This is a genomic window from Paenarthrobacter aurescens (assembly GCF_041549525.1).
Lineage (GTDB): Bacteria > Actinomycetota > Actinomycetes > Actinomycetales > Micrococcaceae > Arthrobacter > Arthrobacter aurescens.
Genome location: NZ_CP157456.1, coordinates 558,575 through 582,927, shown reverse-complemented (window position 1 = coordinate 582,927; position 24,353 = coordinate 558,575). Strand labels below are relative to the sequence as shown.

Annotated in this window: 21 protein-coding genes; 7 read left to right on the top strand and 14 right to left on the bottom strand. The window is 62.5% G+C overall.

Features of this window, described 5'->3' with window-relative positions; translation table 11 throughout:
* Window positions 1–27: 27 nt before the first annotated feature.
* Window positions 28–591, bottom strand: a complete 564-nt coding sequence (locus ABI796_RS02875; protein ID WP_141284647.1) for a TetR/AcrR family transcriptional regulator — start codon at window positions 589–591, stop codon at window positions 28–30.
* Between the two features lie 95 nt (window positions 592–686).
* Here ABI796_RS02875 and ABI796_RS02870 point away from each other — a divergent pair, with 95 nt between their 5' ends.
* From ABI796_RS02870 to ABI796_RS02860, 3 genes are all read left to right on the top strand, one after another.
* On the top strand, window positions 687–1,520 hold the full coding sequence (locus ABI796_RS02870) for an alpha/beta fold hydrolase (protein WP_141284645.1): 834 nt from the start codon (window positions 687–689) through the stop codon (window positions 1,518–1,520).
* A gap of 225 nt (window positions 1,521–1,745) precedes the next feature.
* Window positions 1,746–3,107, top strand: a complete 1,362-nt coding sequence (locus ABI796_RS02865) for an MFS transporter (RefSeq protein WP_141284643.1) — start codon at window positions 1,746–1,748, stop codon at window positions 3,105–3,107.
* A gap of 104 nt (window positions 3,108–3,211) precedes the next feature.
* On the top strand, window positions 3,212–4,198 hold the full coding sequence (locus ABI796_RS02860) for a malate dehydrogenase (protein ID WP_141284641.1): 987 nt from the start codon (window positions 3,212–3,214) through the stop codon (window positions 4,196–4,198).
* A gap of 6 nt (window positions 4,199–4,204) precedes the next feature.
* Here the strand turns inward: ABI796_RS02860 and ABI796_RS02855 are convergent, their stop codons facing one another.
* Window positions 4,205–5,146 (bottom strand): LysR family transcriptional regulator, encoded by a 942-nt coding sequence (locus tag ABI796_RS02855; RefSeq protein ID WP_141284639.1) that lies wholly within the window; start codon window positions 5,144–5,146, stop codon window positions 4,205–4,207.
* Window positions 5,147–5,217: 71 nt separating this feature from the next.
* On the opposite strand from ABI796_RS02855, the gene ABI796_RS02850 reads away from it, so the two are divergent.
* Window positions 5,218–6,984 (top strand): L-aspartate oxidase, encoded by a 1,767-nt coding sequence (locus tag ABI796_RS02850; protein ID WP_141284637.1) that lies wholly within the window; start codon window positions 5,218–5,220, stop codon window positions 6,982–6,984.
* 6 nt (window positions 6,985–6,990) lie between these two features.
* Here ABI796_RS02850 and ABI796_RS02845 read toward each other — a convergent pair whose 3' ends face one another.
* Both ABI796_RS02845 and ABI796_RS02840 read right to left on the bottom strand, forming a co-directional pair.
* The gene (locus ABI796_RS02845; RefSeq protein WP_141284635.1) at window positions 6,991–9,831 is read right to left on the bottom strand and encodes an FAD-binding and (Fe-S)-binding domain-containing protein; all 2,841 of its coding nucleotides are present in this window, start codon (window positions 9,829–9,831) and stop codon (window positions 6,991–6,993) included.
* Window positions 9,831–11,555: an L-lactate permease gene (locus ABI796_RS02840; RefSeq protein ID WP_141284633.1), complete on the bottom strand. Its 1,725-nt coding sequence runs from the start codon at window positions 11,553–11,555 to the stop codon at window positions 9,831–9,833. The genes ABI796_RS02845 and ABI796_RS02840 overlap by 1 nt, the downstream gene beginning before the upstream one ends.
* A gap of 142 nt (window positions 11,556–11,697) precedes the next feature.
* On the opposite strand from ABI796_RS02840, the gene ABI796_RS02835 reads away from it, so the two are divergent.
* Window positions 11,698–12,357 carry a GntR family transcriptional regulator gene (locus ABI796_RS02835; protein ID WP_141284631.1) on the top strand — a complete coding sequence of 220 codons (660 nt, stop codon included), beginning with the start codon at window positions 11,698–11,700 and terminating at the stop codon, window positions 12,355–12,357.
* Here the strand turns inward: ABI796_RS02835 and ABI796_RS02830 are convergent.
* The 4 genes from ABI796_RS02830 to ABI796_RS02815 all read right to left on the bottom strand — a co-directional run bounded on the left by ABI796_RS02830 (window position 12,354) and on the right by ABI796_RS02815 (window position 15,741).
* The gene (locus ABI796_RS02830; RefSeq protein ID WP_141284629.1) at window positions 12,354–12,587 is read right to left on the bottom strand and encodes a DUF6480 family protein; all 234 of its coding nucleotides are present in this window, start codon (window positions 12,585–12,587) and stop codon (window positions 12,354–12,356) included. The two genes, ABI796_RS02835 and ABI796_RS02830, sit on opposite strands and share 4 nt — an antisense overlap.
* Window positions 12,588–12,684: 97 nt before the next feature.
* The gene (locus tag ABI796_RS02825) at window positions 12,685–13,566 is read right to left on the bottom strand and encodes an SMP-30/gluconolactonase/LRE family protein (protein ID WP_141284627.1); all 882 of its coding nucleotides are present in this window, start codon (window positions 13,564–13,566) and stop codon (window positions 12,685–12,687) included.
* Window positions 13,567–13,576: 10 nt separating this feature from the next.
* Window positions 13,577–15,034, bottom strand: a complete 1,458-nt coding sequence (locus tag ABI796_RS02820; RefSeq protein ID WP_141284625.1) for an MFS transporter — start codon at window positions 15,032–15,034, stop codon at window positions 13,577–13,579.
* Window positions 15,031–15,741 (bottom strand): TetR/AcrR family transcriptional regulator C-terminal domain-containing protein, encoded by a 711-nt coding sequence (locus ABI796_RS02815; RefSeq protein WP_141284623.1) that lies wholly within the window; start codon window positions 15,739–15,741, stop codon window positions 15,031–15,033. The genes ABI796_RS02820 and ABI796_RS02815 overlap by 4 nt, the downstream gene beginning before the upstream one ends.
* Window positions 15,742–15,897: 156 nt before the next feature.
* Between ABI796_RS02815 and ABI796_RS02810 the strand changes: the two genes are divergently transcribed.
* Entirely contained in the window at window positions 15,898–16,647 is a 750-nt protein-coding gene (locus ABI796_RS02810; RefSeq protein ID WP_141284621.1) for a DUF2306 domain-containing protein, read from the top strand.
* Here the strand turns inward: ABI796_RS02810 and ABI796_RS02805 are convergent.
* From ABI796_RS02805 to ABI796_RS02785, 5 genes are all read right to left on the bottom strand, one after another.
* Entirely contained in the window at window positions 16,637–17,926 is a 1,290-nt protein-coding gene (locus tag ABI796_RS02805) for an adenylosuccinate synthase (protein WP_141284619.1), read from the bottom strand. The two genes, ABI796_RS02810 and ABI796_RS02805, sit on opposite strands and share 11 nt — an antisense overlap.
* A 205-nt stretch (window positions 17,927–18,131) precedes the next feature.
* Window positions 18,132–19,859, bottom strand: coding sequence for a choice-of-anchor G family protein (locus ABI796_RS02800; RefSeq protein WP_141284617.1), 1,728 nt, complete (start codon window positions 19,857–19,859; stop codon window positions 18,132–18,134).
* The gene (locus tag ABI796_RS02795; RefSeq protein WP_246095845.1) at window positions 19,856–20,629 is read right to left on the bottom strand and encodes a hypothetical protein; all 774 of its coding nucleotides are present in this window, start codon (window positions 20,627–20,629) and stop codon (window positions 19,856–19,858) included. The genes ABI796_RS02800 and ABI796_RS02795 overlap by 4 nt, the downstream gene beginning before the upstream one ends.
* A 19-nt stretch (window positions 20,630–20,648) precedes the next feature.
* Window positions 20,649–21,182 (bottom strand): signal peptidase I, encoded by a 534-nt coding sequence (locus tag ABI796_RS02790; RefSeq protein ID WP_141284613.1) that lies wholly within the window; start codon window positions 21,180–21,182, stop codon window positions 20,649–20,651.
* A 96-nt stretch (window positions 21,183–21,278) separates the two neighbouring features.
* Complete coding sequence (locus ABI796_RS02785; RefSeq protein WP_141284611.1) at window positions 21,279–22,007, bottom strand: SipW-dependent-type signal peptide-containing protein; 729 nt, start codon at window positions 22,005–22,007, stop codon at window positions 21,279–21,281.
* 331 nt (window positions 22,008–22,338) lie between these two features.
* On the opposite strand from ABI796_RS02785, the gene ABI796_RS02780 reads away from it, so the two are divergent.
* Window positions 22,339–22,971 carry a uracil-DNA glycosylase gene (locus tag ABI796_RS02780; protein WP_141284609.1) on the top strand — a complete coding sequence of 211 codons (633 nt, stop codon included), beginning with the start codon at window positions 22,339–22,341 and terminating at the stop codon, window positions 22,969–22,971.
* A gap of 227 nt (window positions 22,972–23,198) precedes the next feature.
* Here the strand turns inward: ABI796_RS02780 and ABI796_RS02775 are convergent, their stop codons facing one another.
* Window positions 23,199–24,191 carry an ABC transporter substrate-binding protein gene (locus ABI796_RS02775; protein ID WP_141284679.1) on the bottom strand — a complete coding sequence of 331 codons (993 nt, stop codon included), beginning with the start codon at window positions 24,189–24,191 and terminating at the stop codon, window positions 23,199–23,201.
* Between the last annotated feature and the right edge of the window lie 162 nt (window positions 24,192–24,353).

Sequence of the window (24,353 nt, the reverse complement as noted above, 5' to 3'; positions counted from 1 at the left end):
CTGCCGCGATGAACGCGTCTCAGAAGCCTAGTTGGATGTCAGCGCCACGTCGATCAGAACCTCGGCTGCTTGACGTGCCTGCCCGGCAGCATCGGATGTTCCTGCAATGGCCGCAGTGGTCTGGGCGCCTTCGGCGAGGATGGCCAACTGGGGGGCCAGGTAGGCCGGGGCGCCAGCTTCGACCGCCAAGCCGGAGACGTACTCCTGGAATGATTCTTTGTGTTTCCGCGCATACTCGGCAACCTCGGGGCTGACGGCACCGAGCTCAGCGAAGCTGTTGATGAAGCCGCACCCACGGAATGAGTCCTGGCAGAACCACCCTGCAAGGTAGTCAAAGATGGCAAGCAGGCGCTCCCTGGGTGTCCCGGCTTGCTGGACGGTGGCGTCCAGACCTTCCGTCCAGGAGCGATGCCGGTGCTCAAGCACAGCCATGACAATGCTGCTCTTTGAGGGAAATTCCCCGTAGAGCTTTTTCAGTGAGACCCCCGCCGCGGAGCGGAGTTCATCCATTCCCACGGCCTGGATTCCCTTGGCGTTATAGAGATCATCGGCGGTGGCAACAATGCGTTCGCGAACCTCGGAAATATCCATGTCCCCATTCTACTTGCATTGAGAACGAACGTTCTCTACTATGGAGAACACAGACGGAGAACGATCGTTCTCTGCTTCGAGAAAAGGGACAAATCATGGGCTTCATCAAGGTTGGCACCGAGAACACCACGGACATTGAGCTCTACTACGAAGACCACGGAGCAGGTCAGCCCGTAGTCCTGATCCACGGCTACCCGCTGGACGGTGGCTCATGGGAGAAGCAGTCCGCAGCACTTCTCAACGCCGGCTACCGTGTAATCACCTACGATCGCCGCGGCTTCGGCAAGTCCAGCAAGCCCACTACCGGCTACGACTACGACACCTTTGCGGCCGATCTCAACACCGTCCTTGAAACCCTGGATCTGCAAGACGTAGTGCTGGTGGGCTTCTCCATGGGAACCGGCGAAGTTGGGCGCTACATCGGCACCTACGGCGAGTCCCGGATCGCCAAGGCCGCCTTCCTCGCCTCCCTCGAACCTTTCCTCCTGCAGACCGAGGACAACCCCACCGGCGTCCCTTCCTCGGTATTCGACGGCATCCGGAACGCTGCGATCGAGGACCGCTACGCCTGGTTCACCAACTTCTACAACGACTTCTTCAACACTGATAACTTCCTGGGCAACCGTCTCAGCGAAGAAGCCCTGCGGAATTCCTGGAATGTGGCAGCAGGTTCATCCTGGTACGCATCCTTCGCCGTAGTGGATTCCTGGCTCACCGATTTCCGCTCGGACATTGAGAAGGTCACCGTTCCGTCGCTGATCGTCCACGGCACTGACGACCGCATCCTGCCGATCGACGCCACCGGCCGTGAATTCACCAAGCGCCTTCCCTCCGCCGAATACGTGGAGATCGAGGACGCGCCGCACGGCATGCTCTGGACGCACGGCGCTGAAATCAACGAGGTCCTGCTCCGCTTCCTGGCCAAGTAGGCCCCACCTCTCAAGACAACACTCACGACGGCGGTAGGTCACCTTAGGTTCCATGCGAACCGAAGGTGCCTGCCGCCGTCGTGCGTTGACGTAGTGCACATCACGATCTATGCTTTATGAATCGATTCAAGATGTAACCTTCCTCACGCTGAATGACCACTTTGTTCAGTCCTGGATGGGAAGAGTTCTTGTTCCTTGCCAAAGACGCCAGAGGAGTACAGCGACGTGACAGTCACGCACCGGAGGGACCTCAGCACCTCCCCCCAGCCCGGCTCCACACCAACCACGGGCCAAAAAGATCCCAAGAAGGCCGCCATGAGCGGTTGGATCGGAAGCGCGCTGGAGTACTACGACTTTGCCCTGTACTCACTGGCGGCCACGCTTCTGTTCCCCACCATCTTCTTCCCCACGGAAAACCCCACGGTGGGCATCATCGCCTCGCTGGCCACCTACGCCGTGGGCTACGTGTCCCGCCCGCTGGGCGCCGTGATCCTTGGTGCCTACGGTGACCGGCACGGACGCAAGCAGGTGCTGGTATTCGCGATGCTTCTCATGGGCTTCGCCACTTTCGCCGTGGGCCTTCTGCCCACCTACGGACAAGTGGGCCTCCTGGCCCCCGTCCTTCTGGTGATCCTCCGCCTGATCCAGGGATTCGCCGTTGCGGGTGAACTCGGCGGCGCCAGCGCAATGATCGTGGAGCACTCACCCGATGCCAGGCGCGGCTTCTTCGCCAGCTTCAGCCTGCAAGGTACGCAGGTGGGATCCATTTTGGCTACAGCCGTCCTGATTCCGCTCGCCGCACTCCTCCCCGAAGAGCAGTTCCACTCATGGGGTTGGCGTTTGCCCTTCCTGCTCAGCGCCGTGGTGATCATCGCAGGTTACGTCATCCGCCGCCGCGTTGAAGAGCCTCCCGCCTACCTCGCCCAGTCCGAAGACGCCACCGCTAAACGACGCTTCCCCTTGGTTGACCTCCTGCGTACCCACCCATGGGTTCTGGTCCGCTGCGTCATCATGACCTTCACCAATGTGATCGGCATGGCCACCCTCATCTTCGGTGTCTCCTTCGCCACCCAAAAGAGTTACGGAATCGGCTTCTCCAGCAGCGAATTCCTCTGGGTAACACTGGCGGCCAACGTAGCCGCAGTGCTCACCATCCCGCTCTTCGGCGCACTGTCTGACAAGATCGGCCGGCGGACGCTGATGGTAGCCGGCGGCATTGCCGGTGGTCTGCTCACTGTGGGTTACCTCTGGGCGATCGAGCAGCGCAGCCTGCCCCTGGTGTTCGTCTGCGTCGTAATTGTCCAGGGCATCCTCTTCCAGATGTGGAATGCCACCTTCGCCACGTTCTTCCAGGAACAGTTCCCCATGCGGATGAGGGTCACCGGGTTCGCTGTCTCCCAGAACATCGGGCTCATGATCGCTTCCTTCTTCCCCAGCCTGTTCACGGCGATCGCTCCCCCGGGCTCAGCCAACATCCCCCTGGTGATCGGCCTGACCACGCTCGGCATCTGCCTCGTCTCAGCTGTAGCAACCCTTTTGTCCTCGGACACCAAGGGCAAATCGCTCGAGGACCTGGAGACCCGCTAGCCATTTGACGCCCACCTCTCCAGCGAAGATCTCCAGCTCTGTGGCAGCATGACTTACAGCTTGCAGCCCCACCGGCCAAAACAGATCAGCAAGGAGAACTTCACGTGAGTACACCCATCAAGATCGCAGTGACAGGCGCAGCAGGCCAGATCGGTTACAGCCTGCTCTTCCGGATTGCCAGTGGCGCCCTCTTCGGGGCCGATACCCCGGTGCAACTCCGGCTCCTGGAAATCACGCCCGCTTTGAAGGCACTCGAGGGTGTTGTGATGGAACTCGATGACTGCGCGTTTCCCACCCTGGACTCCGTGGAAATTGGCGACGACGCCGACCATATTTTCGACGGCGTCAATCTCGCCTTGCTCGTCGGCGCCCGTCCCCGCGCCAAGGGCATGGAGCGCGGCGACCTGCTCAGTGCCAACGGAGCTATTTTCACAGCACAAGGACAGGCCCTTAACCGGGTGGCGGCCGACGACGTCCGGATAGGTGTAACGGGCAATCCGGCCAATACCAACGCCTTGATTGCCATGAGTAACGCCCCGGACATTCCCGCCTCCCGGTTCAGCGCCCTCACGCGGCTGGATCACAACCGGGCCTTGGGACAGCTTGCCAGGAAAGCGGACGTCAAGGTGGGGGAAATCCGCCGGATGACTGTTTGGGGCAATCATTCCGCAACCCAGTATCCGGACATCTATAACGCGGAAATTGCGGGCAGAAACGCGGCCGAGGTAGTCAACGATCAGGAGTGGATAGAGAACGGGTTCATTCCCACTGTTGCGGGTCGCGGCGCAGCGATCATTGATGCCCGGGGCGCGTCCTCTGCAGCATCGGCAGCCTCGGCAACCATTGACGCAGCCCGCGACTGGCTCCTGGGCACTCCCGAGGGCGATTGGGTTTCCATGGCCGTCGCTTCCGATGGATCATATGGCGTCCCCGAAGGTTTGGTGTACTCATACCCGGTGACTACCTCGGGCGGAGACTGGGAAATTGTCCAAGGCCTGGAAGTGAACCCGTTCAGCCGCAGGAAGATGGATGCCACTGCCGCTGAGCTCTCCGAAGAGCGGGCTGCCGTGGCTGAACTCGGCCTGATCTGACGTCCCTTACCGGCGCCGCGTTGGGGTGACCAAACGTGCAAGCTCGGTGCCGGGTGCAGCGAGCCGGTCCACGGTGCTGAAGACGAACTCCTGCATTGCTGCCGTAGCGGCGGATGGAGCAATGTCATGACGGCGGGCCAGGTTGACCGTTCGGCTCAGCGAGGGGCTGACCAGGCGGGCGCTGCGCAATCCGGGCCGGCCGATCACCACCATTGCCGGAACCACTGCCACGCCCAGTCCCCTTTCCACGAAGCGGAGCACGGCATCCATCTCAGCGCCCTCGACGGCGATCAGCGGCTCCAGGCCTCTGGCGGAGAAGGCGGCCTCGGTGGACATCCGAAGCTCATAGCTGCGGTTGAATGCCACCTGCGGGATGTTGGCCAGTTCTTCCAGGGTGATTTCTTCCCGCCACGGCATTTCCGCGGCTGAGACAACCACCAGTTCCTCGGTCAGCAGCGGAATCAGTTCGGTGCCATGCACAGCGGGGTCCGGGCCTCGGGTAACCACCAGCGCCAGATCCAATGCGCTCTCGTTCAGGGCATCAACCAGGGAACGCGAACCACCTTCAGTGATATGCAATTCGACTCCGGGATGCGCGCTCCGGAAAGCGGCCAGAACATCGGCCACCAGTGAAACGCACAGAGTGGGCGGGGCGCCCAGGCGGATGCGCCCTCTCCGCAATCCCGTGAGCTCGTTCATCTGCTCCCGTGCGGTCTCTGCGTCACCAAGCATTCTCCGGGCTATGGGCAGGAGGAGTTCCCCCGCAGTTGTCAGGGTGGCTCCGGAAGGTCCGCGGTGAAACAGTGACACACCCAGATCGGCTTCCAACGCCGCGATCTGCCTGCTGAGTGAAGGCTGTGCGAGGTAGAGTTGCTCGGCCGCGCGTGTGAAGTGCCCCACTCTGGCGATCGCCTCGAATGAGCGTAATTGCTCCAGCTTCATGCTCATAGCCTAAACGCATCAAGCTGACTCGAATAATTCATTGGATACATGAGGCCGCTGCTTTTACCGTGGAAAACATGAACTCCAACACCTCTCCAGAACGTCTCCTGTCCACTTCAGTATTGGTTATTGGTACCGGCGGCGCCGGCCTGCGGGCCTCAATTGAACTCGCCGAGCGCGGGATTCAGGTCCTGGCCGTGGGTAAGCGTCGCAAGCACGACGCCCACACGAGCCTGGCCGCCGGCGGCATCAACGCGGCACTTGGCACCATGGACCCTGAAGACAGCTGGCAGCAGCATGCCGCTGACACTTTGCGGGAGTCCTACTTCCTGGCCGATCCCTCCATTGTGGAGACGGTAGCCCGCAACGCGGCCCAAGGCATCGAGGACCTGGAACGGTGGGGAATGCCGTTCGCCCGGGAGGAGGATGGGCGCATTTCCCAGCGGTTCTTCGGCGCACACAAGTACCGCCGTACCGCCTATGCAGGCGACTACACCGGGCTGGAGATCCAGCGCACGCTGATGCGCCGGGCGGCAGAGTTGAACGTACCCATCATCGACACCGTCTACATCACACGCTTGCTCGTGGCCGACGGCACCATTTTCGGCGCCTACGGGTTCGACATCGTGGACGGCACCCCTGTGCAGATCCACGCCGATGCTGTGATTCTGGCCGCTGGCGGACATACCCGCATCTGGCGGCACACGTCATCCCGGCGGGATGAGAACACGGGCGATTCCTTCCGGTTGGCGGCCCTGGCGGGTGCACGGATCCGCGACGCAGAGCTGGTTCAGTTCCACCCGTCAGGGCTGTTGGAGCCCGACGACGCCGCCGGCACCTTGGTCTCGGAGGCAGCGCGAGGCGAAGGGGGCATCCTCACCAACGCCCTGGGAGAGCGCTTCATGGAACGCTATGACCCCGAGCGCATGGAGCTTTCCACCCGGGACCGCGTTGCGCTGGCAGCATTTACCGAGGTGGCCGAGGGCCGTGGGACCGAGAAAGGCGGCGTCTACCTGGACGTCTCCCACCTGCCGCGGGAAACCATCATGGAAAAGCTGCCACGGGTCTACCGCACCATGATTGACCTTCAAATGCTGGACATCACCACCACCAAGATCGAGATCGCTCCCACTGCCCACTACTCCATGGGTGGGGTCTGGGTTGCACCGGAGGACCACGGAACTGGCGTGAACGGACTCTACGCAATTGGTGAGGCATCTTCCGGACTGCACGGCGCCAACCGCTTGGGCGGAAACTCCCTGATCGAGCTGCTGGTCTACGGTCGTATTACCGGCGAGCATGTGTCCCACTACGTCCGTTCGCACAACAAGATCGTCAGGGATCCCGCCGTGGTGGGCATAGCCCGCGGGGAAATGCAGTCCCTGCTCAGTGAACGCGGAACAGACAGTGACCGCGGAACGGAGTCCGCCCGGCGGCTGCAGCGTGAACTGCGGAACCTCATGACAGAGCATGCAGGCGTGGTGCGCACCGAACAGGGGCTGGAACAAGGACTGGCGAAGTTGACCGCGCTGGAGGAACGCGCCCAACTGGTCACCGCCCACCCGGACATCGCAGGTTTCGATGACCTGGCCCACGCCTTCGATCTTCTTGGTTCGCTTCTGGCCGCACGAGCCACTCTGGAGTGCGCGCTGGAACGACGCGAAACCCGTGGCGCCCACAACCGTGCTGACTTCCCGGCGGCCGATCCCTCGCTGCAGGGTAACTTCATCTGGTCCACGGATGAGGGCGTCACGTTTGAAAGCCTGCCTCCAGCTCCGGATTCCTTCCGGGGCCTGGCCGAAGCCGATGCCGATGACTCCGTGGCAGGCAAGCTCGTGGAGTAAGCGTGATCAGGGGCGGGTGACCTCTTCCAGCAGCTCCAGCACATGCTGGTATTGGGAACCCGTTGCCCTTGTCATGCCCAGTTCGCAGGTTCGGTTGCAAGAGGCGTGGGCTGCAGCGTTCATGTCCACTACCTCAGCTGCCTGACGGGCGGTTGCCGATTCCGTCAGTTCCGGGTGCAACATTCCCCTGTCACCGGCAAATGCACAGCAACCCCAGTTCTCCGGGATGTCCACGCGTTCGGCCACGGCTCCGGCAACCACGCCCAGCGCCTCATTGAGACCCATCCGGGTTGAGGAGCACGTGGGGTGCAGTGCCAGGGATTGAATCTTTTGGTGCTCGGGCAGCCCTGGCAGTATCCGTTCTGCGGCGAAGTCCACGGCGTCCACGATTCGCAGCGGAAGCTGGCCCTCCTCAGGGACTTCCGATTCCACGGCATGGCGCAGGCCTTCCGTGCAGGACGATGCGTCGCAGACAATGGGCAGCTCGCCGTCACGTGTTGCTTGCCGGAGCGCTGCCACGGTTTTTTCCTGCATGGTTGCCTGGCCGTCCGCCATCCCTTTGGAGGACCACGGCGTACCACAGCAAAGGCCGTCAATGCCTTGCGGCACCAGGAGCGTGATGCCAGCCCGGTGGGCAAGCTGTTCAAAGCTGTACTGCACACCCTGCCCGGGGGTTCCGGGCGAGCCACCGGTCCCGGACTCTGCCGGCCCAAACATGGTGTTGACGCAGGCAGGGAAATACACAGCATCAATGTGCCCTGAAGGGATAGGCCGTTCCCGCACGGAACCCCCGCCTGGAAGCTCCGCGGAGTAGAGGGGTACGGTATCTGCCCCCAATACGGCCCGTGCTGCCAGGTTGGGTGGCTTGATCATGGCCGCCGGAAGCTTGTCCACCACCGTCAGGGCAAGGGCCGCCCCCCGGGTGAGACCTTCCCAGTGCTTGGCTGCAGCGTTCCACGCACCGTTGGCGAGTTTGCCGGCGTCGTTCTTCCTCAGTCGCTTCACCAGCGAACCTGTGTTGATGTCCACCGGGCAGGCGGTCTGGCACATACCGTCCACGGCGCAGGTGTCCACGGATTCGTACTCGTAGTCCCGCTCCAGCTCCTTCACCAGCGCCATGTTCCCGGCCAGGCGGGCAGACTCGATGGCACGCAGCGTCACGATCCTCTGGCGCGGCGTGAGGGTGATGTCCTTGCTGGGACACACCGGCTCGCAATAGCCGCACGAAACGCAGCGGTCCACTTCCTCCGCTACGGGCGGTGCAGTCTTGATGTGCCGCAGGTGAGCCACCGGGTCCTCGTCCATCACCACCCCCGGGTTCAGCATGCCGGAGGGGTCGAACAAGCCCTTGATGGTGCGCATGACCTCGTAAAGCTCGTCGCCGTATTGCCTGCGGACGAAAGGGGCCATGACCCGCCCGGTGCCGTGCTCGGCCTTCAACGAACCCCCTTCGGCCAGGACCACATCAACCATGTCCTCTGTGAAGGCGCTGTAACGGTCCAGTTCGGACGGCGAGGCAAAGCCATCGGTCAGCATGAAGTGGACGTTGCCATCCTTGGCATGACCGAAAATCACGCTGTTGCTGTAGCCATACTTCTCAAACAGCCCAATGAGGCCCCGGCACGTGCGGCCCAGTACGGGCACCGGCACCACAATGTCTTCCAACAAAGCCGTGGTGCCTTGGGGACGCGCCCCCGCCACGGAGGCATAGAGTCCCTTTCGCAGCTGCCACAACTGACCGCGTTCTCTGGCATCTGCAGTAAAGCGGGCCGGGGCTGAGAGTCCCAGCCCCTGCAGAATTCCCGAACCGCCCGCCTGCAGCTCTTCCAGTTGGCCGGCATTGGCCGCGGAGTACTCCACCAGGAGCGCGGCATGGTCCCGTACCGCTATGTCATGCACGACGGCGGGCGTTCCTTTGAGCGTCTGGCCCACCTTCAGGGACAACGCATCCATGAGTTCAATGGTTGCCGCTCCCGTTTCCACCAAGGTGGGCAGCGCAGCGTTGGCAGCCTCGAGATCCGGGAACACCAGCAGGCCCGCGGCAGCGTGCTGGAGCCGCGGAATGGTGCGGAAAACCGCTTCCGCCACGAATCCCAAGGTGCCTTCGCTGCCAATGATCAGGTGGGCCATGATGTCCACCGGGTTCCTGAAATCCAGCAAGGAGTTCAACCCGTAGCCCATGGTGTTCTTCATGGAGAACTGCTGCTGGATCCTCCTCACTGAGTCCGGGTTGTTCCGGACCCGCTCAGCCAGACGGGCCAAGCCTTGGTACAGCTCCGGCTCGAGGGTGCGGAGCTTGTCCTCCGCGTCCGCCGCACCGGTGTCTACGACGGTCCCGGAAGGCAGCACCACGGTCAGCGATTCCAGGGTCCGGTACGTGTTGTCCACGGTGCCGCAGTTCATGCCGGAAGAGTTGTTGGCTACCACCCCGCCAATGGTGCACGCCGCTTCACTGGCCGGATCCGGGCCGAACTTCCGGCCGTAGCGCGCAAGTCTTGCATTCAGTGCCCGAACCGTGACGCCAGGTTGGACGCGGACCCGGGCGCCGTCGTCGAGCACTTCAATGTCCCTGAAGTTCCGGCGCACATCCACCAACACGCCGTCTGTGACAGCTTGCCCGCTTAAGCTGGTACCGCCGGAGCGGAACGTCAGCGGTACGCCCTGGGAGGCACTGGCACGAAGCAGGCCCGCGACGTCCCCAGCGCTTTTGGCGGTGACCACCGCCTGCGGAATCAAGAGGAAATGCGAGGCATCGTGGGCGTTGGCATGAAGATCGATCGCCCGCGTGCTGACCGCGCCGGGGTCCTGCACAGCGGCACGGAAACGGGTGAGGTCCAGAGAGGGCACTAGGGCACCATCCAATCCAGTACGGGGGTGGACTGCAGGAAGATCAATACGGTGATCAGCGCCAGCAGGCCAAGACTCCAGCCAACGAGCTTACGGAACAGGGTTCCCTCGGCGCCATCAAGGCCCACCGCTGCGGAGGCCACGGCGAGATTCTGCAGGGACAACATCTTGCCCATCACACCGGCCGACGAATTGGAGGCGGCCATCAATACCGGCGACAATCCGGTCTGCTCCGCAGCAGTTGCCTGCATTTGGCCGAACAGGGAATTGGACGAAGTGTCCGAGCCCGTAAGCGCAACTCCAATCCATCCGATGAGCGGCGAGAGGAGGGCAAAGAACCCGCCAGCAGAAGCCAGCGCGAAGCCAAGGGTGGTGGTTTGTCCCGAAAGGTTCATCACAAAGGACAGCCCCAGTACCGCCGTGACGGTGACGATCGTCCAACGCAACTGGACGAGCGTTTCCTTGTAGACCCGGAGGCCGCGCGAAGCGGAGATCTTGTAGAGCGCCATGGTGATCACCCCGGAAATCAGCAGGAGCGTGCCCGTTGCCTTCAGGTGGTCCAGCTTGAACTTTGTGCCGGACACTGCCTGGCCCGCGGAATCGACAATCTCCAAACCGGGCCAGGCAAAAGTCACGCTGCCAACCTGGGCCAACCAGGTTTTCAGCACCGGGACCTGAGCCAGGGAGAAGACGGTAATGATGACCAGGTACGGGGCGATGGACATCCACACCTTCCGGGCCTCCGGACGTGAGCCATCAGCCACTGCCGCGGCCCCGGTGGTTGCAATGCTTGAGGTTCGCCCGGCAGGGGAACCGGTGGGAGCCTGACCATCCCGTGAAAGGGCGGCTGTACCGGACGCCGTAGAACTGCCGCGCAATTCTTCGTCTGCACTGTCCTCCGCGATGGATTCTTTCGGTTGCCAGACCTTCAGCATCAACAACACTGCTGCCACGGTAGCAACAGCGGCAACCACATCGGTGAGCTCAACAGCAAAGAAGTTGGACGTTACAAACTGGGCGAGCGCAAAGACCACACCAGCAACCACAGCCACCGGCCACGTCTGCCTCACACCTCGCCGCCCATCCACCAGGAACACCAGGAGCAAGGGAACAATCAGTGCTATGAACGGCGTCTGGCGCCCTGCCATGGAGGAGAGCTCATTCAGGGGCAGGCCCGTGACTCCGTTCAGGGCAATGATCGGGGCGGCCATCGCTCCGAATGCTACGGGTGCGGTGTTGGCCAAGAGGGATACCACCGCAGACTTCAGCGGTTTCATGCCGGCGGCCATCAACATCGCGGCGGAGATGGCCACGGGGGCTCCGAACCCGGCCAGTGATTCCAGAAGGGCGCCAAAGCAGAAAGCGATCAGGATGGACAGAATGCGGAGATCATCCGAAATGGAGCGGATAGTCTGCCCCAGGACCTCGAACCACGGCGAGGCCACAGTAAGCCTGTAAATCCAGAGCGCGTTGACCAGGATCCAGAGGATCGGAAACAGGCCGTAGAAGATCCCCGCAGCCGTGGCACTGAGCGCTTGGTTGACCGGCATTTGCCAGCCGATAACTGCCAATAAGAGCGACAAAGCAAGGCTTGCGAGCGCGGCAATGGGTGCTTTGACCCTGAAGGCGCCCAGCAGGACAAAGAGCAAAATCAGGGGAAGTGCGGCGCAGATGGCCGAAAGCGCTAGGGACCCCGCAATGGGGTCGAGGATCTGCTGAAACATGAGTCTCCCGGAAGTGTTAGGCGTCACAACACTGTGAGCCCTACGATTGTCTAACAAGTACACATGACCGTCAAGGTGCAATTGTTATCTTGTCTGGCAAGATGGAGGCAAAGGGTGCCGTTCCAGCCATGAGGAGGCCTAGTTGCCAGGCCGAGTTTCAGCAGTTTCCATAGTTGATGCCATAGCGGCGGACCTGCGGAGCCGGATCTTCTCCGGCGACCTCGGCCCCGGCCATACGCTCACGGAAACGGACGTCGCAACCACCTATGAGGTAGCCCGCCCTACTGCAAAAGCGTCCATCGAAAAACTCGTTCCCGAGGGTCTGCTGGAGCGGGGCACACACAAAACCGCACGCGTTGTGGAGCTCGGCCCAGGAGCGGTCCGTGACATCTACCTGGCCAGGGCCTACCTGGAAAGTGAAGTGCTAAGGCGCCTCGCCGCCAAGAAGGAAGTGCCCGAGGCCGCCATTCAGGCAAACCGAGACATCGCAGCACTCCAGAGCGGCACTCCCCTGGACGTGGTGGAACCGGATATGCGCTTCCACACCAGCCTGATTGACGCCGTGGGTAATGAACGCATCAGCCGCATGTACCGCTCACTGGTGGGCGAAGTCCGGATGTGCATGGTGAGGGTCCAAACGCTGCACCTGCTGGACACGTCATTGATCCACGAAGAACACCAAAAAATCCTGGAACTCATTGAGTCCGGCCAGCCCGACGCCGCAGCGGCACTGCTGGACAAACACCTGGGACGGGCGCGGGAACGCCTAGCGGCCGCCATGGAACGGGAATCCGGCAGCTAGTCGAAGAAGCCCACAATGTAGCCGATGAAGAACAGCAGCGTCAGCAGCACTCCAGCACCTATTGCGGACAACCAGAAGACCTGGGTTCCCTTCCTGGGGCCGCCCTCGTCGTGGCCTTGGGGACCGGCTGTTGATGATTCGCCGGGGGGTGTCTCACCAGGGGGCACTCCCCCACCCGGCTCCAAGCCGGTGATTTTGTCCTCGTAGGGGTCGGGGTTGCTTCCGGACACGTTCACTCCCTCGATCGCAGTGCTGGTGCTGTGTCCAGCGTATCGAATCACCACCCCCAGACCTACAGCAACCTTACTAATGGCCCAAAGCGGGTTATCAACGCAGCTGACGATCCCAGGTTGCATCCCGTGTAGAGGTCCGCAGCCGGTACAGGGAAGTAGTGGCTGTGATGTACAGATCCTGGCCGTCGGCACCACCAAAGCAGAGGTTGGAGACCTTTTCAGGTATCTCGACGGCGGCCAGCAGCGCACCGCTCGCGGCGTAGACACGAACTGCCGAGCCTGCCGACGTCCACACACGACCCTCGAGGTCCACTCTGAAGCCGTCGGAGGGCGCATCGTCTTCGAGTTCAACGAAGGTGCTGCCCGTCCCGCACGAGCCACCCTCCACAGGGTAGACGGCGATCCGGAAGGGCACCCCACGGCCGGGACCTGCCGTGTCCGCAACATAGAGGAGAGATTCATCCGGGGAAAAAGCGAGTCCATTGGGGTGCACCAGATCGGTCACCACGGGGGTCAGTTCGTTCTTGGCGGGGTCAAAGCGGAACACATGGCAACCACCATATTCCTGCTCGCCCTCATGTCCTTCCACGGTCCCGGGCAGGATCCCGTAGGGAGGATCCGTGAACCAGACCGTCCCGTCCCCCGCCACCACAACATCGTTGGGCGAATTGAGCCGACGCTCACCGAACGCGTCAACAACCGGCGCCACCACGCCGTCGTCGTCCCTCTCCACCCGCCTGCGGCCGTGGCTGCACTGCACTACGCCGCCGTCCGGGTGGAGTGTGCGCCCGTTGGTGTACTCCACACCGGTGGCGTATTCACGCGTCGCGCCGGTCCCGGGTGAGTACTCCAGAATCCTGTTGTTGGGGATGTCGCTCCAGCGAAGGGTTTGGGACTGCGGGATCCACAGCGGACCCTCAGCCCAAATGGTTCCTTCAAACAGCTTCTCCGGCGTGCCGGTGATCAGTTCTTCCATGTGTTCGAGACTAATCGTTGGCGGGTTCGGAGCTGGGTTTCCGGACCCGTTCTTTGGTGCTGCGTTTTTTGTCGGCGGGCATCACCAACACCGCCACCACCGTGAGCACCGCGCTGACGAGCACCGCCATGAAGACGGCCGAGGACGCGTGCGTGGTGGTGTGCGGGTCCGGGCCACCACTGGGACCGTTGGCATAGATGGCGTTGGCAATGGCACCGAAAACAGCCACGCCAATGGAGCTGCCGATGGAACGTGCAAAGAGGTTGGTGCCGGTAACCACCCCGCGTTCATTCCATTCCACGCTGGTTTGCGCGGCAATGAGACTGGGCGTTGCCACCAGTCCGAGTCCGAGCCCCACGATGAAGCAAGCCATGGCCACCAGCAGAATATTTGGCGTGGCAGCGGTGAAGGCAAGGACGGCCGCACCGATTACCGTGATCGCTATGCCGATGATGGCCGTGTTCCTGAACCCGATGCGCAAATAGAAGCGGCCGGCCTGCGAGGCACTGATGGGCCAGCCAATGGTCAACGCCGCCAAGGCGAGCCCGGCCAGGAGGGGCGAGGTCTTCAGTGCCCCTTCCAGGAACGTTGGGACATAGGAAGTCAGCCCCAGCATGACAGCACCCACGCCAAAGGAGATCAGAGCGGTGGTGGCCAGCAGCCTGCGGGAGACAACCCAGGGCGGCAGGATTGGCTCTGCAGCTTTCCTTTCCGCCAACAGAAATGCAACGAACAATACGGCGCCGCCGGCAAAAACGGAGATGCTGATGGCAGAGTCCCACGGCCAGGCTTGACCACCCTGAAGGGCTCCGAGGATGAGCAGGCTCAACGAAACGGTCAGCAGCCCGGCTCCCAGGTAGTCGATGCGGTGTTTGGTCCGCTCCACGTTCTCGTGGAATGTGCGCAGAAGCATCCAGCCGGCCAGCAGGCACAACGGGATGTTGATCAGGAAGATCCACCGCCATATTCCCAACGAGGCGAAGACGCCTCCCAGTGTGGGTCCCACAACGGAGGAAACAGCCCACACGCTGGCCAGGTAACCCTGAACCTTTGCCCGTTCCGCCAAGGTATAGATATCGCCGGCAATGGTGATCGCCACCGGCTGGACCGCACCGGCGCCGAGTCCTTGGAGCACCCGGAAGGCAATGAGCGCCGGCATGCTCCAAGCCAGTCCGCACAGAATCGAACCAAGCAGGAACAACCCAATGCCGCCCAGAATCATTGGCTTACGCCCAACAACATCTGAGAGTTTGGCGTAGACCGGAACGGACACAGCCTGCGCCAACAGATAAGCCGAGAACAGCCAGGGGAACGAGGCAAAACCGCCGATGTCCTCCACGATGGACGGCACGGCCGTGGCAACAATGGTGGCATCGATCGCCACCAGGCCGGTGGCCAGCATCAGTGCAATCAGAATGGGACCCCGCCGGGAACGGAACCCGACTCCTTCATCAAGTGCCGTGCTCATCTGCGCGTACCCCCTTGTGATGTCCACTTCTGCCGGTGGAGACGTTCGAATCCGTCCAGGAGCAGGTCCAGGGCAAACTCAAACTCGAATTGGTCGTCGCAGCCCCTTCCCACCACGGACTCATCATCATGTGCCGCGGTGACGGCGATGCTGAAAAGATGAGGATAGTTCTCCGACATGTGCCGGGCCATCGCCGCCTGCATTTCGGGTTGCTCCGGGGCCGGTTCCGCAGGATCATCAAAGACTTCCTGGGTGAACCCCCACATTCGGCTGCCCATGGCATGCATTACGTGGTGGGTGAGGTCCGCGGAGAAACCTCCGCCCAAAAACATCCCGGCAAAGCTGTCCATGTAGCCAAGAACGGCCGGAGTCACGGTGGTGCGGCTCTCAATCACGGAGCGAGCCCAGGCATGCCGCAGGAGCACTTGCCTGGCCGAGAGTACCCGCTGCCGGACTGCGGACTTCCACGGAGCGTGCGGCGCGGGAGCTTCGATTTCGCCCACCATGGTGTCCACCATGCCGCCGAGGAGTTCTTCCTTATTGGCAACGTGTTTGTAAAGAGCCATGGGGACAACGCCGAGCTCCTGCGCCAGCTTGCGCATGCTGAGTGCGTCAATCCCCTCAGTGTCCGCCAGGGCAATGGCCGAGCGCAGCACCCGTTCACGGTTCAGGGGAAGCCGCCGGGGCTTATCCACCAGCTGGGTCATGCGAAATCCCCTCTCCACACTGCGTCGCTGGCCAGCAAAGCCTTGACAGGTATACAGCGTACACCTAGGGTTTGGATCACAAAGGTGTACAACGTACACCTCCGCGCGGCCGCACCCACACGAACGGCCAACAACCCCGGAATGCAGGCAGCAGTCATGAGATCCACAACCACCCCATCAACCCGGAGCCGCCGCATGAAGTGGGGCGTTCCTGCGGCCCTGATCATCCTCAGCCTCATCCCGGTAATCGCCGGCGCGGCCCGCCTTACCCAACTGACCGGCGGTGCAACCGTGACGCCCGAGAACGCCAGATTTTTCGCTTCGCCCATCCCGGTGGTGACACACATCGTCACCGTCACGGTGTACAGCCTGCTCGGAGCGTTTCAGTTTGTCCCCGCCCTCCGGCGCGTCACCCCGCATCAACGCGGCTCACAACCTCAACGGCGCAGACTGTCCTGGCATCAAGTGGCCGGGCGCATCCTGGTTCCGGCGGGTCTGCTTGCTGCCGTATCCGGCCTGTGGATGTCCATGTTTTACACCCTCCCGGTGACCGACGGCCAGGCCCTCATGGTTCTACGCCTGATCTTCGGCTTCGGAATGTTGGGAAGCATCGTGCTGGGCCTGCTGGCGATACGCCGGCGCGACTTCGCTGTGCACGGGGCATGGATGACGCGGGCCTACGCAATCGCCGTCGGAGCCGGCACGCAAGCACTGGTTCTGCTGCCGTGGACGCTGATCGTCGGCCCCACCGACCAGACCATGCGGGCAGTGCTCATGGGGGCGTCCTGGGCCATCAATCTGGTGGTGGCCGAGTACTTCATACAGCGACGGCGGGCCACCGTCGGTTCCGCAAGGAACCAAGGCGACCCGCCGTCGAGCGTGAAACTTGGCAGTGTTAGTCGTTGATCAGATCGTGAACCACAATGGTCTGGTCGCGGTCCGGGCCGACGCCGATTGCCGAGAAGCGCGTGCCGGAGAGCTTTTCCAGGGCCAGCACGTAGTTGCGCGCGTTCTCCGGGAGGTCCTCCAGGGTGCGGGCGCCGGTGATGTCCTCAGTCCAACCCTCGAAGTACTCGAAGACGGGCACTGCATGGTGGAACTCGGTCTGCGTCATGGGCATTTCGTCGTGACGCACGCCGTCAACATCGTAGGCAACACACACGGGGATCTGCTCGATGCCCGTGAGCACGTCCAGTTTGGTGACGAAGTAGTCCGTGAAACCGTTCACGCGGGCAGCGTGGCGGGCCAGGACGGCGTCGTACCAACCGCAGCGGCGGGGACGGCCGGTGTTCACACCAAACTCGCCGCCCGTCTTTTGCAGGTAAACGCCCATGTCGTCAAACAATTCCGTAGGGAACGGGCCGGCGCCAACACGGGTGGTGTACGCCTTGATGATGCCGATGGACCGTGAGATGCGGGTGGGGCCAATGCCTGAGCCCACGGATGCGCCGCCAGCTGTGGGGTTGGAGGAGGTGACGAACGGGTAGGTGCCGTGATCCACGTCCAGGAACGTTGCCTGTCCGCCTTCCATCAGCACCACCTTTCCCTCATCCAAGGCGTTGTTGAGGACAAGTGTGCTGTCAATAACCAGCGGGCGTAGACGCTCGGCGTAGGAGAGGAAGTACTCCACGATCTCGTCCACCACGATGTCGCGGCGGTTGTAGACCTTGACCAGGAGTTCGTTCTTCTGACGCAACGAACCTTCCACCTTCTGGCGGAGGATGGACTCGTCAAAGACGTCCTGGACGCGGATGCCCAGGCGGGCCACCTTGTCCATGTACGCCGGACCGATTCCGCGGCCGGTGGTGCCGATTGCACGGCTGCCGAGGAAGCGCTCGGTCACCTTGTCCAGAACCTGGTGGTACGGGGCCACCAGGTGGGCGTTGGCCGAAACACGAAGGCGGGATGTGTCAGCTCCGCGGGCTTCAAGGCCATCGATTTCCTGGAACAGGGCCTCGAGGTTCACCACGCAGCCGTTGCCAATAATGGGGATTGCGTTGGGGCTCAGGATGCCCGCGGGAAGGAGCTTCAGCTCATACTTCTCACCGCCAACAACCACGGTGTGCCCGGCGTTATTACCGCCGTTGGGCTTGACCACGTAGTCAACGCGGCCACCGAGCAGATCGGTTGCTTTGCCTTTGCCTTCGTCGCCCCACTGGGCTCCGACGATCACGATAGCGGGCATGGGATCCTCCCCCATTCTTTCGGGCCCAACCCCAGCCGGATGACCAGGACTAGACGCCGTACATGAGAATGCCCCGAGGTAGCTGGTGCAGCCTGCCCGGAGGCACGGCGTACGCAAGAGTTTCGGGGCTCTTACCAGCCAAGTTTAGCCGATCACAACGGTTTCTCTGGTGTTTGCCCGGCGTTGGGGCGCCGTTGTGGATAAGTCAAGGAACAGCGAGCGCCACAGGACCGGCAGAGGAACTGCCCAGTTGCAGGCTCAACAGGCCGGCGCTGTCCACCAGCCCCACCCTGAGGGCCGAGACCTTGTACTCCCCTGCTGCCGCCGTAACATCGGCCGGTTTGGCCCCGGGCCATGCCTGGTCCGGTTGTACGTTGACGTTGATGGCCACCAAGGTCCGGACTGCTGTGAGGATAGGCCCGACGGCGTTGATCACCGGTGTGATCAGTAACTGCAGGCTTGAGCCCAGGTTGGCGATGAGGCCGGTGTTGAAAATGGTGGCGTTCAGGACGTTCTTGACCACGGTGTTGGTTCCGGTCAGGAGAAGCGAGGTGATAGGTGTCAGCAGGGCGGCCACCACACCTCCGAGGTCCAGGCCCAGAACCTCGGATGTGACTACAGGAGCCACAGCGTTCCCATCGAGAAACTGGCCCAGCGAGGACGGGCCGATCTTGACCCCGATGGTGGCCACGTTCAGACCCGCCAGCTTCAGCGTGATGTTGGTGTTCGCGTTCAGTGTTACAGACCGCAAGGCCGTGGTGAGCGCTGTGAGGACCCGGTTCTTCCACGAATCCAGAAGGGCAGTCACCCTGTTGGTCACAGCTGTTGTCATTGCCGCGTCCAGCACAACAGCATGATTCGCTTCCATGCCGTTGAGTCCCAGGGTGCCACCGGCCAGCGAGGCGATATTGACTCTGACTGTGCCTGTCCCCAGGTTGACGGTCACAATGCCGTCCGTCATGGACTCGGTCATAAGGGCCGTGACTCCGGTGAGGTCCGGGGCGGACAACGTGGCAGTAGTGTTGATGGACCCCAGCTGCAGGCTGCCCAGAACAGGGTTGAGGAGGGCAGAAATACCGTCGGTAATCCCCGTGGTCAACCCACCAGTCCCCAATAGCGCGTTCAGTTGCGTCGGCACCGCCCCCACCAGAGACGCACCCTGCGTGGACAGGGTGCCCACAGCCGGAACTGCCGCGTTCAGGTCCAAGCCTGCGATGCCGTACTGGCGCTGGGACTCCGGGGTGGGATCCAGCGTGGGCCAGCCGTTGACCATGTCGCAGCCGTCCAGCTGCGACGACGAGGCTACTGCCCCCACTTCCAGCGTGACACCGGCCAGGGAGGCCGGAAGAATGTTTCCCAGGGAAATACTGGCCGATTTCGGTGCCGTGGCTGCCCCTTGCGCTGTCCCGGCTACGTCCACGGCGCCTGTCTGGTCTGACACCAGGCCCGAGGCTCCGTGGGCTTGGCCACTGTTGTCGGAGCGGGCCCATTGGGTGTAGGTACCCACGCCGCCCACGGGCAACCCGAGCCCTAAGCCCACTGAGATGGGGCTGCTGCCCAGGACGGACACCGGGATCTTGGTGACGTATGCGTCCGTGGTTCCGGGGACGAGGGTTGCGGACAGGGGTGTGCGTGTGGCCGTAGTGCCGTTGTTCAGCACGGTCAGCCCCTGAACTCCTGCCACAGTGTCCAGGCTGGTGTTGAGTACGGTGCCCTGCAGCTGCCTGGCCCACGACTGGTTGGTGAACATGGTGTTGGTGCTGCAGTCACCCGGGGAGCTGACACCGACGGCGCTTCGCACCCATTCGTTGTCCGTCCAGGCTGCTGTGGTGATGCTGGTTGTGGCAGCGAGTGTGATGGATGCAGCGGCTGCTACCAGGGTAAAGCGGCGAGGCCGGTGCAGGACCCGGCGGAGGAAGTTACCCGCCTTCATGTGCTCTGCCCCCGTGTGGTTGTCCCAGGAGTGGTCGTCCCAGGAGTTTCGGGGGTTTCACGAGGACGTCTCAGCATGGTCAGGAGAGCAGCCCCCACCAGCAGCAGCCCGCCACCAGCGAAGAGTGCCGGCAAGGATGAGGCACCTGTGTCTCCCAGTGGCCCGGGTCCGTCCACCGAGGTGATCCCGTCAGTGACCGGTGGCAGCGACGGTGCGCTTCCGCCGTCGTCGTCTCCCATGGCAGTTATTCCGATTCCCAAGGTGAGCCGGGCGCCCTCCGGCGGTGCACTGTTCGCGGGACTGCTCAGTGTGAAGCGCAGATACGGCGATGTTCCCGGTTGAAGGTCCCGCAGCGGGATCTGCACGCTTTGGTCCCAGGCTTCCAGGGTGGTGGGCGCGATCCTGGGGGTGGGGCCCATGGGACACTGAAGTTCCTGGTTGAGCCCGCTGCTGCCTTGCCAAGGTGTGGCGCATTCGTCCACGGCTATGACGTAACCTCCTTCACCGGCCAGGCCGCCGCCGGCAGTGAGCTGGAGCGTGGATGTAGCCCGAGGCTTTTCAAGGGACAAACCGATCTGCCAGGCAAAGGAGTCTCCGGCTGCGAGTGCGGGGAATTCCAACGGGTACACCGAGGAGGAGAGCCACAGCACCCCTGGGGTGCCGTTCTCCGGAACAGGAATGAGTTGGTCGGCAGCTTTGGCGGGGAGGGCAAGCGTCACCGCACATACGACGGCGGTACACACCACCGTGGCCGGCCTCACTGCCTGCATCCACCGTTTCACCGCCCCATCACCTCCCTGTTGTCTCCCCCACCGGGTCCCCCACGTTTTTGTGCCTGGCAACCCGTTTGGGCCAGTAAGCCCACACAACCAACACCGCCACGGCCAGAGTGGCGCCGCCTATGAAACCCGGCCCCCTCATGGCCATCACCCAAGACCCCACAGCCGGGACTGTTGCCAGCACTTTTTGGGCCGTGTCCACGTTGTAGGGCAGGGGATCCTCGGAACTGTTTGCATCGCCCTTGAGTCGCAGCGACGCCCCGGAACCGTCCGGCTCCACGGAAACAACCCGGTGCGTTACCAACACTCCGGATTCAGAGCGCTTGACAGATACGACGTCGCCCGGCACCAGGGACCCTGCCGGCACTTGAACGGTGAGCGACAAAGCCCCTACGGGATAGAGCGGTTCCATGGAGCCTGTCCTGAACACCACAAAGGAGGCCTTGTAGATGAACCCCAGGACCAGCGCCACAATGCACAGCAAGCCCAAGAGTGCCACCACAGTCAATGCGACTTCGCGTGAGACTTTGAGGACCCGGAACATGACGGGCCAGAAACCCGCCCCTCCCACGGCAGGGGCCGCGGGTGGCAGTGGGGACGAGCTTCTGGTCCGGGTCAAAGGCTCTGTCACAGAGCTTGGTCAGGAGCCGGCGATGCTGGTGAACCTCCACAGCGGGATGGTCTGCTTCCCCTGGAGGCTCACGTCAGTCACGGACGAAGGAAGCGTGATGGCGAAGCAGATGTCCACAGGGGTACCTGCGGTGGTTGCATCTGCGCCCTTTGCCAGGGAGATGCCCACGCCTGATGTGGTGCTCAACGGGACACTCGCGGCTGCAGAGCCCACAATGTCCGTGCCGCCGGTCAGTGTTCCGGCTGCACAGTTCGGCGCAGTAACGCCTTGCACGGCCCGGTAGGTCAAGGCGGAGTACAGAGCGGCAGAGTTGGTGTCCACGTCGCTGCCTGGAACACCGTCGCCGAGCCTCACAGCTTCAGCGAGCGTGGCGGTCAAAGCTTCGGAACCAGCTGCCGCCCGGAGCTGCATGGGAGCATAGGCGGTATCGCCCGGCTTGAGCGCGGCGGAGATGGCACCGAAGGTGAGGGCACCGTCCACCGTGGAATCGGGCACTGTAGGCATGTTGGGCTTATCGCTCCAGGCAGAGTCGCCGCTGCCGTTGGTGTTGCTGAAGGTGTTCTGCTCCATGTGGTAGGTCAGGGTACCGGGGCCGTTGTCGCCGCCGGAGTTGCCGAACACCCATTCGTTGTCAGTCCAGGCGGCCAGGGTGAACGCCGCGCCGATGCCCAGGACGAGTCCACCGGCAAGAAGTGCCCGGACTTTTGTTGCCTTGTTAGATGTAGTTTTTGCGACCATTTTTTCTTACCCCCACGGTAGGTAACGCTGAGACCTGAATCTGGTGGGGGCCATACGGTTTCCCCCGAAACCGGTGGTTTCAAAGACATTATGTGCGTGGGAAAAGCCGCCCCGGGCTGAGGTGCACTTTTGGGTTAACGGGTGCAACGGCCATCACCTGGACGGGCAACACGCCGCGTCGCAAATAAAGGGCGCGCCGAAGCGGGCCCCGTTCACCCCCATAGTCCGGTAAGGTTAGTTAGCCCCCAACAGCACCCTTTGAGGTTTGGCTGCGGCATGCCCGCGGCACCTTGGAACGGTGCGCTGTAACACCTAGGAGACCTAACCACTGATGCAAGAACTGGCGACTGAATCACCCGAAGAAATCCTCTGGAACCGCCGCTACGAACCGCACATTGCCGAGGTCAACGAGCTGTGCGACTCCATCAAGGAGCAGAAGCCGGGCAGCGAGGTCCTCTACATCGACCCCGCCCACAGCATGGATGACTGCCGCATCGTCAGCCTTTTCTCCAATCAGCGCACCAACACCGGCGAGGGTTTCATCAACCCGGGCGATGAGGAAGCCACCACCCGCATGCTGGGCATGCAGTGGCAGCTTGGCCTGCGCCCGGAACTCATGATGCCGTGGAACGCGTACCCGTGGATTGAACCTTCCGAGGAACCGGGCAAGCTGACCCCTGCCAACATCACAGAGGGCCTGAAGCCGCTCCTGCGCCTCCTCCAGCTCCTGCCGCGCACGTCCGCCTTGGTGGCGCACGGCAACGAGGCACACCGCCTGGCCGATCAGCTCATGAAGGCCGCACCGGCCAGCATCGCCCGCCGCGGTTTCAAGACCTTCAAGGTTCGCTCGCTCGGCGGCCGTTCCTTCGCAGGAACCCCCACCCGCCAGCAGGAATACCTGGACGCCATCCACGGCGCCTACGCAGAAGCCATGGCCCGCACGGGAATTCCCCGCAAGGCTTAGTTACACCTTCGTTGTGGGGCCCGCTTTACGCCCCAATCCCCCGGGATACCCCGCAGACCGGGCCTCACAACGCACGCACCTTTGGTTGCGGGGCCCGCTTTGCGCCCCAAACCCCCGGGATACCCCGCAGACCGGGCCTCACAACGCACGGATTACGACGGCGGCCCCCACCTTTTGGTGAGGGCCGCCGTCGTCGTTGGGGTGACTATTTTGTTAGGGTGCCGGCCTTAGCCGACCAGCATGCTGCGGAGGTCCTTCAGGATCAGCTGCGCACCTGTGGGGCCGAGGCCGAGGAACCAGACGTCGTCATTGACTGACTTCGCCTGGCCGGCTTTGACGGCGCCAAGCTTGGGCCAGACTGCCCCCTCAACCACGGAGGTTTCGCCGGTTGCCGCAGGGTCGCCGTAGCTGCTGTAGAAGATCCAGTCGGCATCGCTTTGTTCAATGTTCTCGGCCGAGATCTCGGCAGCGAGTTCATCAATGTTCTGGTTCTCCGGGCGGGCCAGGCCGGTGTCCTTCAGGATCACGCCAATCAGCGACTTGTTCGCGTACAGGCGGATCTTGCCGGGCAGGAAGCGGACCAGGGAGATCTTGGGATCACCCTTCACATCTGCCTTCAGCGCATCAGCTTCACTCTGGTAGTCGTTGAGCGCCTTGACTGCTTTGTCTTCCTCACCCAGCGACTTGCCCACCAGCAGGAAGTTTTCCTTCCAGGGGAAACCGGGACGGATGCTGAAGACCGTGGGGGCGATGGTGGAGAGCTGCTTGTACAGTTTGTCCGCCCGCAGCTGGCTTCCCAGAATGAGGTCCGGCTTCAAGGCAGCGATTGCTTCAAGGTTCAGGTTCTGGATGGTACCCACCGAGGCCACATCCTTGACCTTGTCCGCCAGGTAGGTGGGGACCGGGTTGGCGCCTTCAGTGGTAGCCATGCCCACGGGGGTGATGCCGAGGGTCACCACATCATCCAGCTCGCCGGTGTCCAGGACAACCACGCGGGTGGGCTTTTTCTCCAGGGTGGTTTCACCATTGGCGTGCTTGAGGGTGCGCGGGAAAACTCCCGGGGCAGCGTCCGTGCCCAACTTGGCGGTTTCCTGGTCCGCGGTAGTGAACTTGGAACCACCCGTGGCAACATCGGCGTTGCCGGCGGCGGAACCCGATCCGCCACTGGTGCCGCAGCCTGCAATGAGGCCGGCTACCACCGCAACGCCGGCAACCTTCATGGCAAGCTTGCGCACTGCATTCCGGCGCAGGGGCTTACGCGGCTGCACTTCAAAATCGTCATTTTTCACTGGGTAAGGCTAACCTAATTACGGCACACTTTTGTGACGTTGTGACCACCGTCACCGAATGCGCCGTTTTACTCCTGCCCCTCACCGAAACGG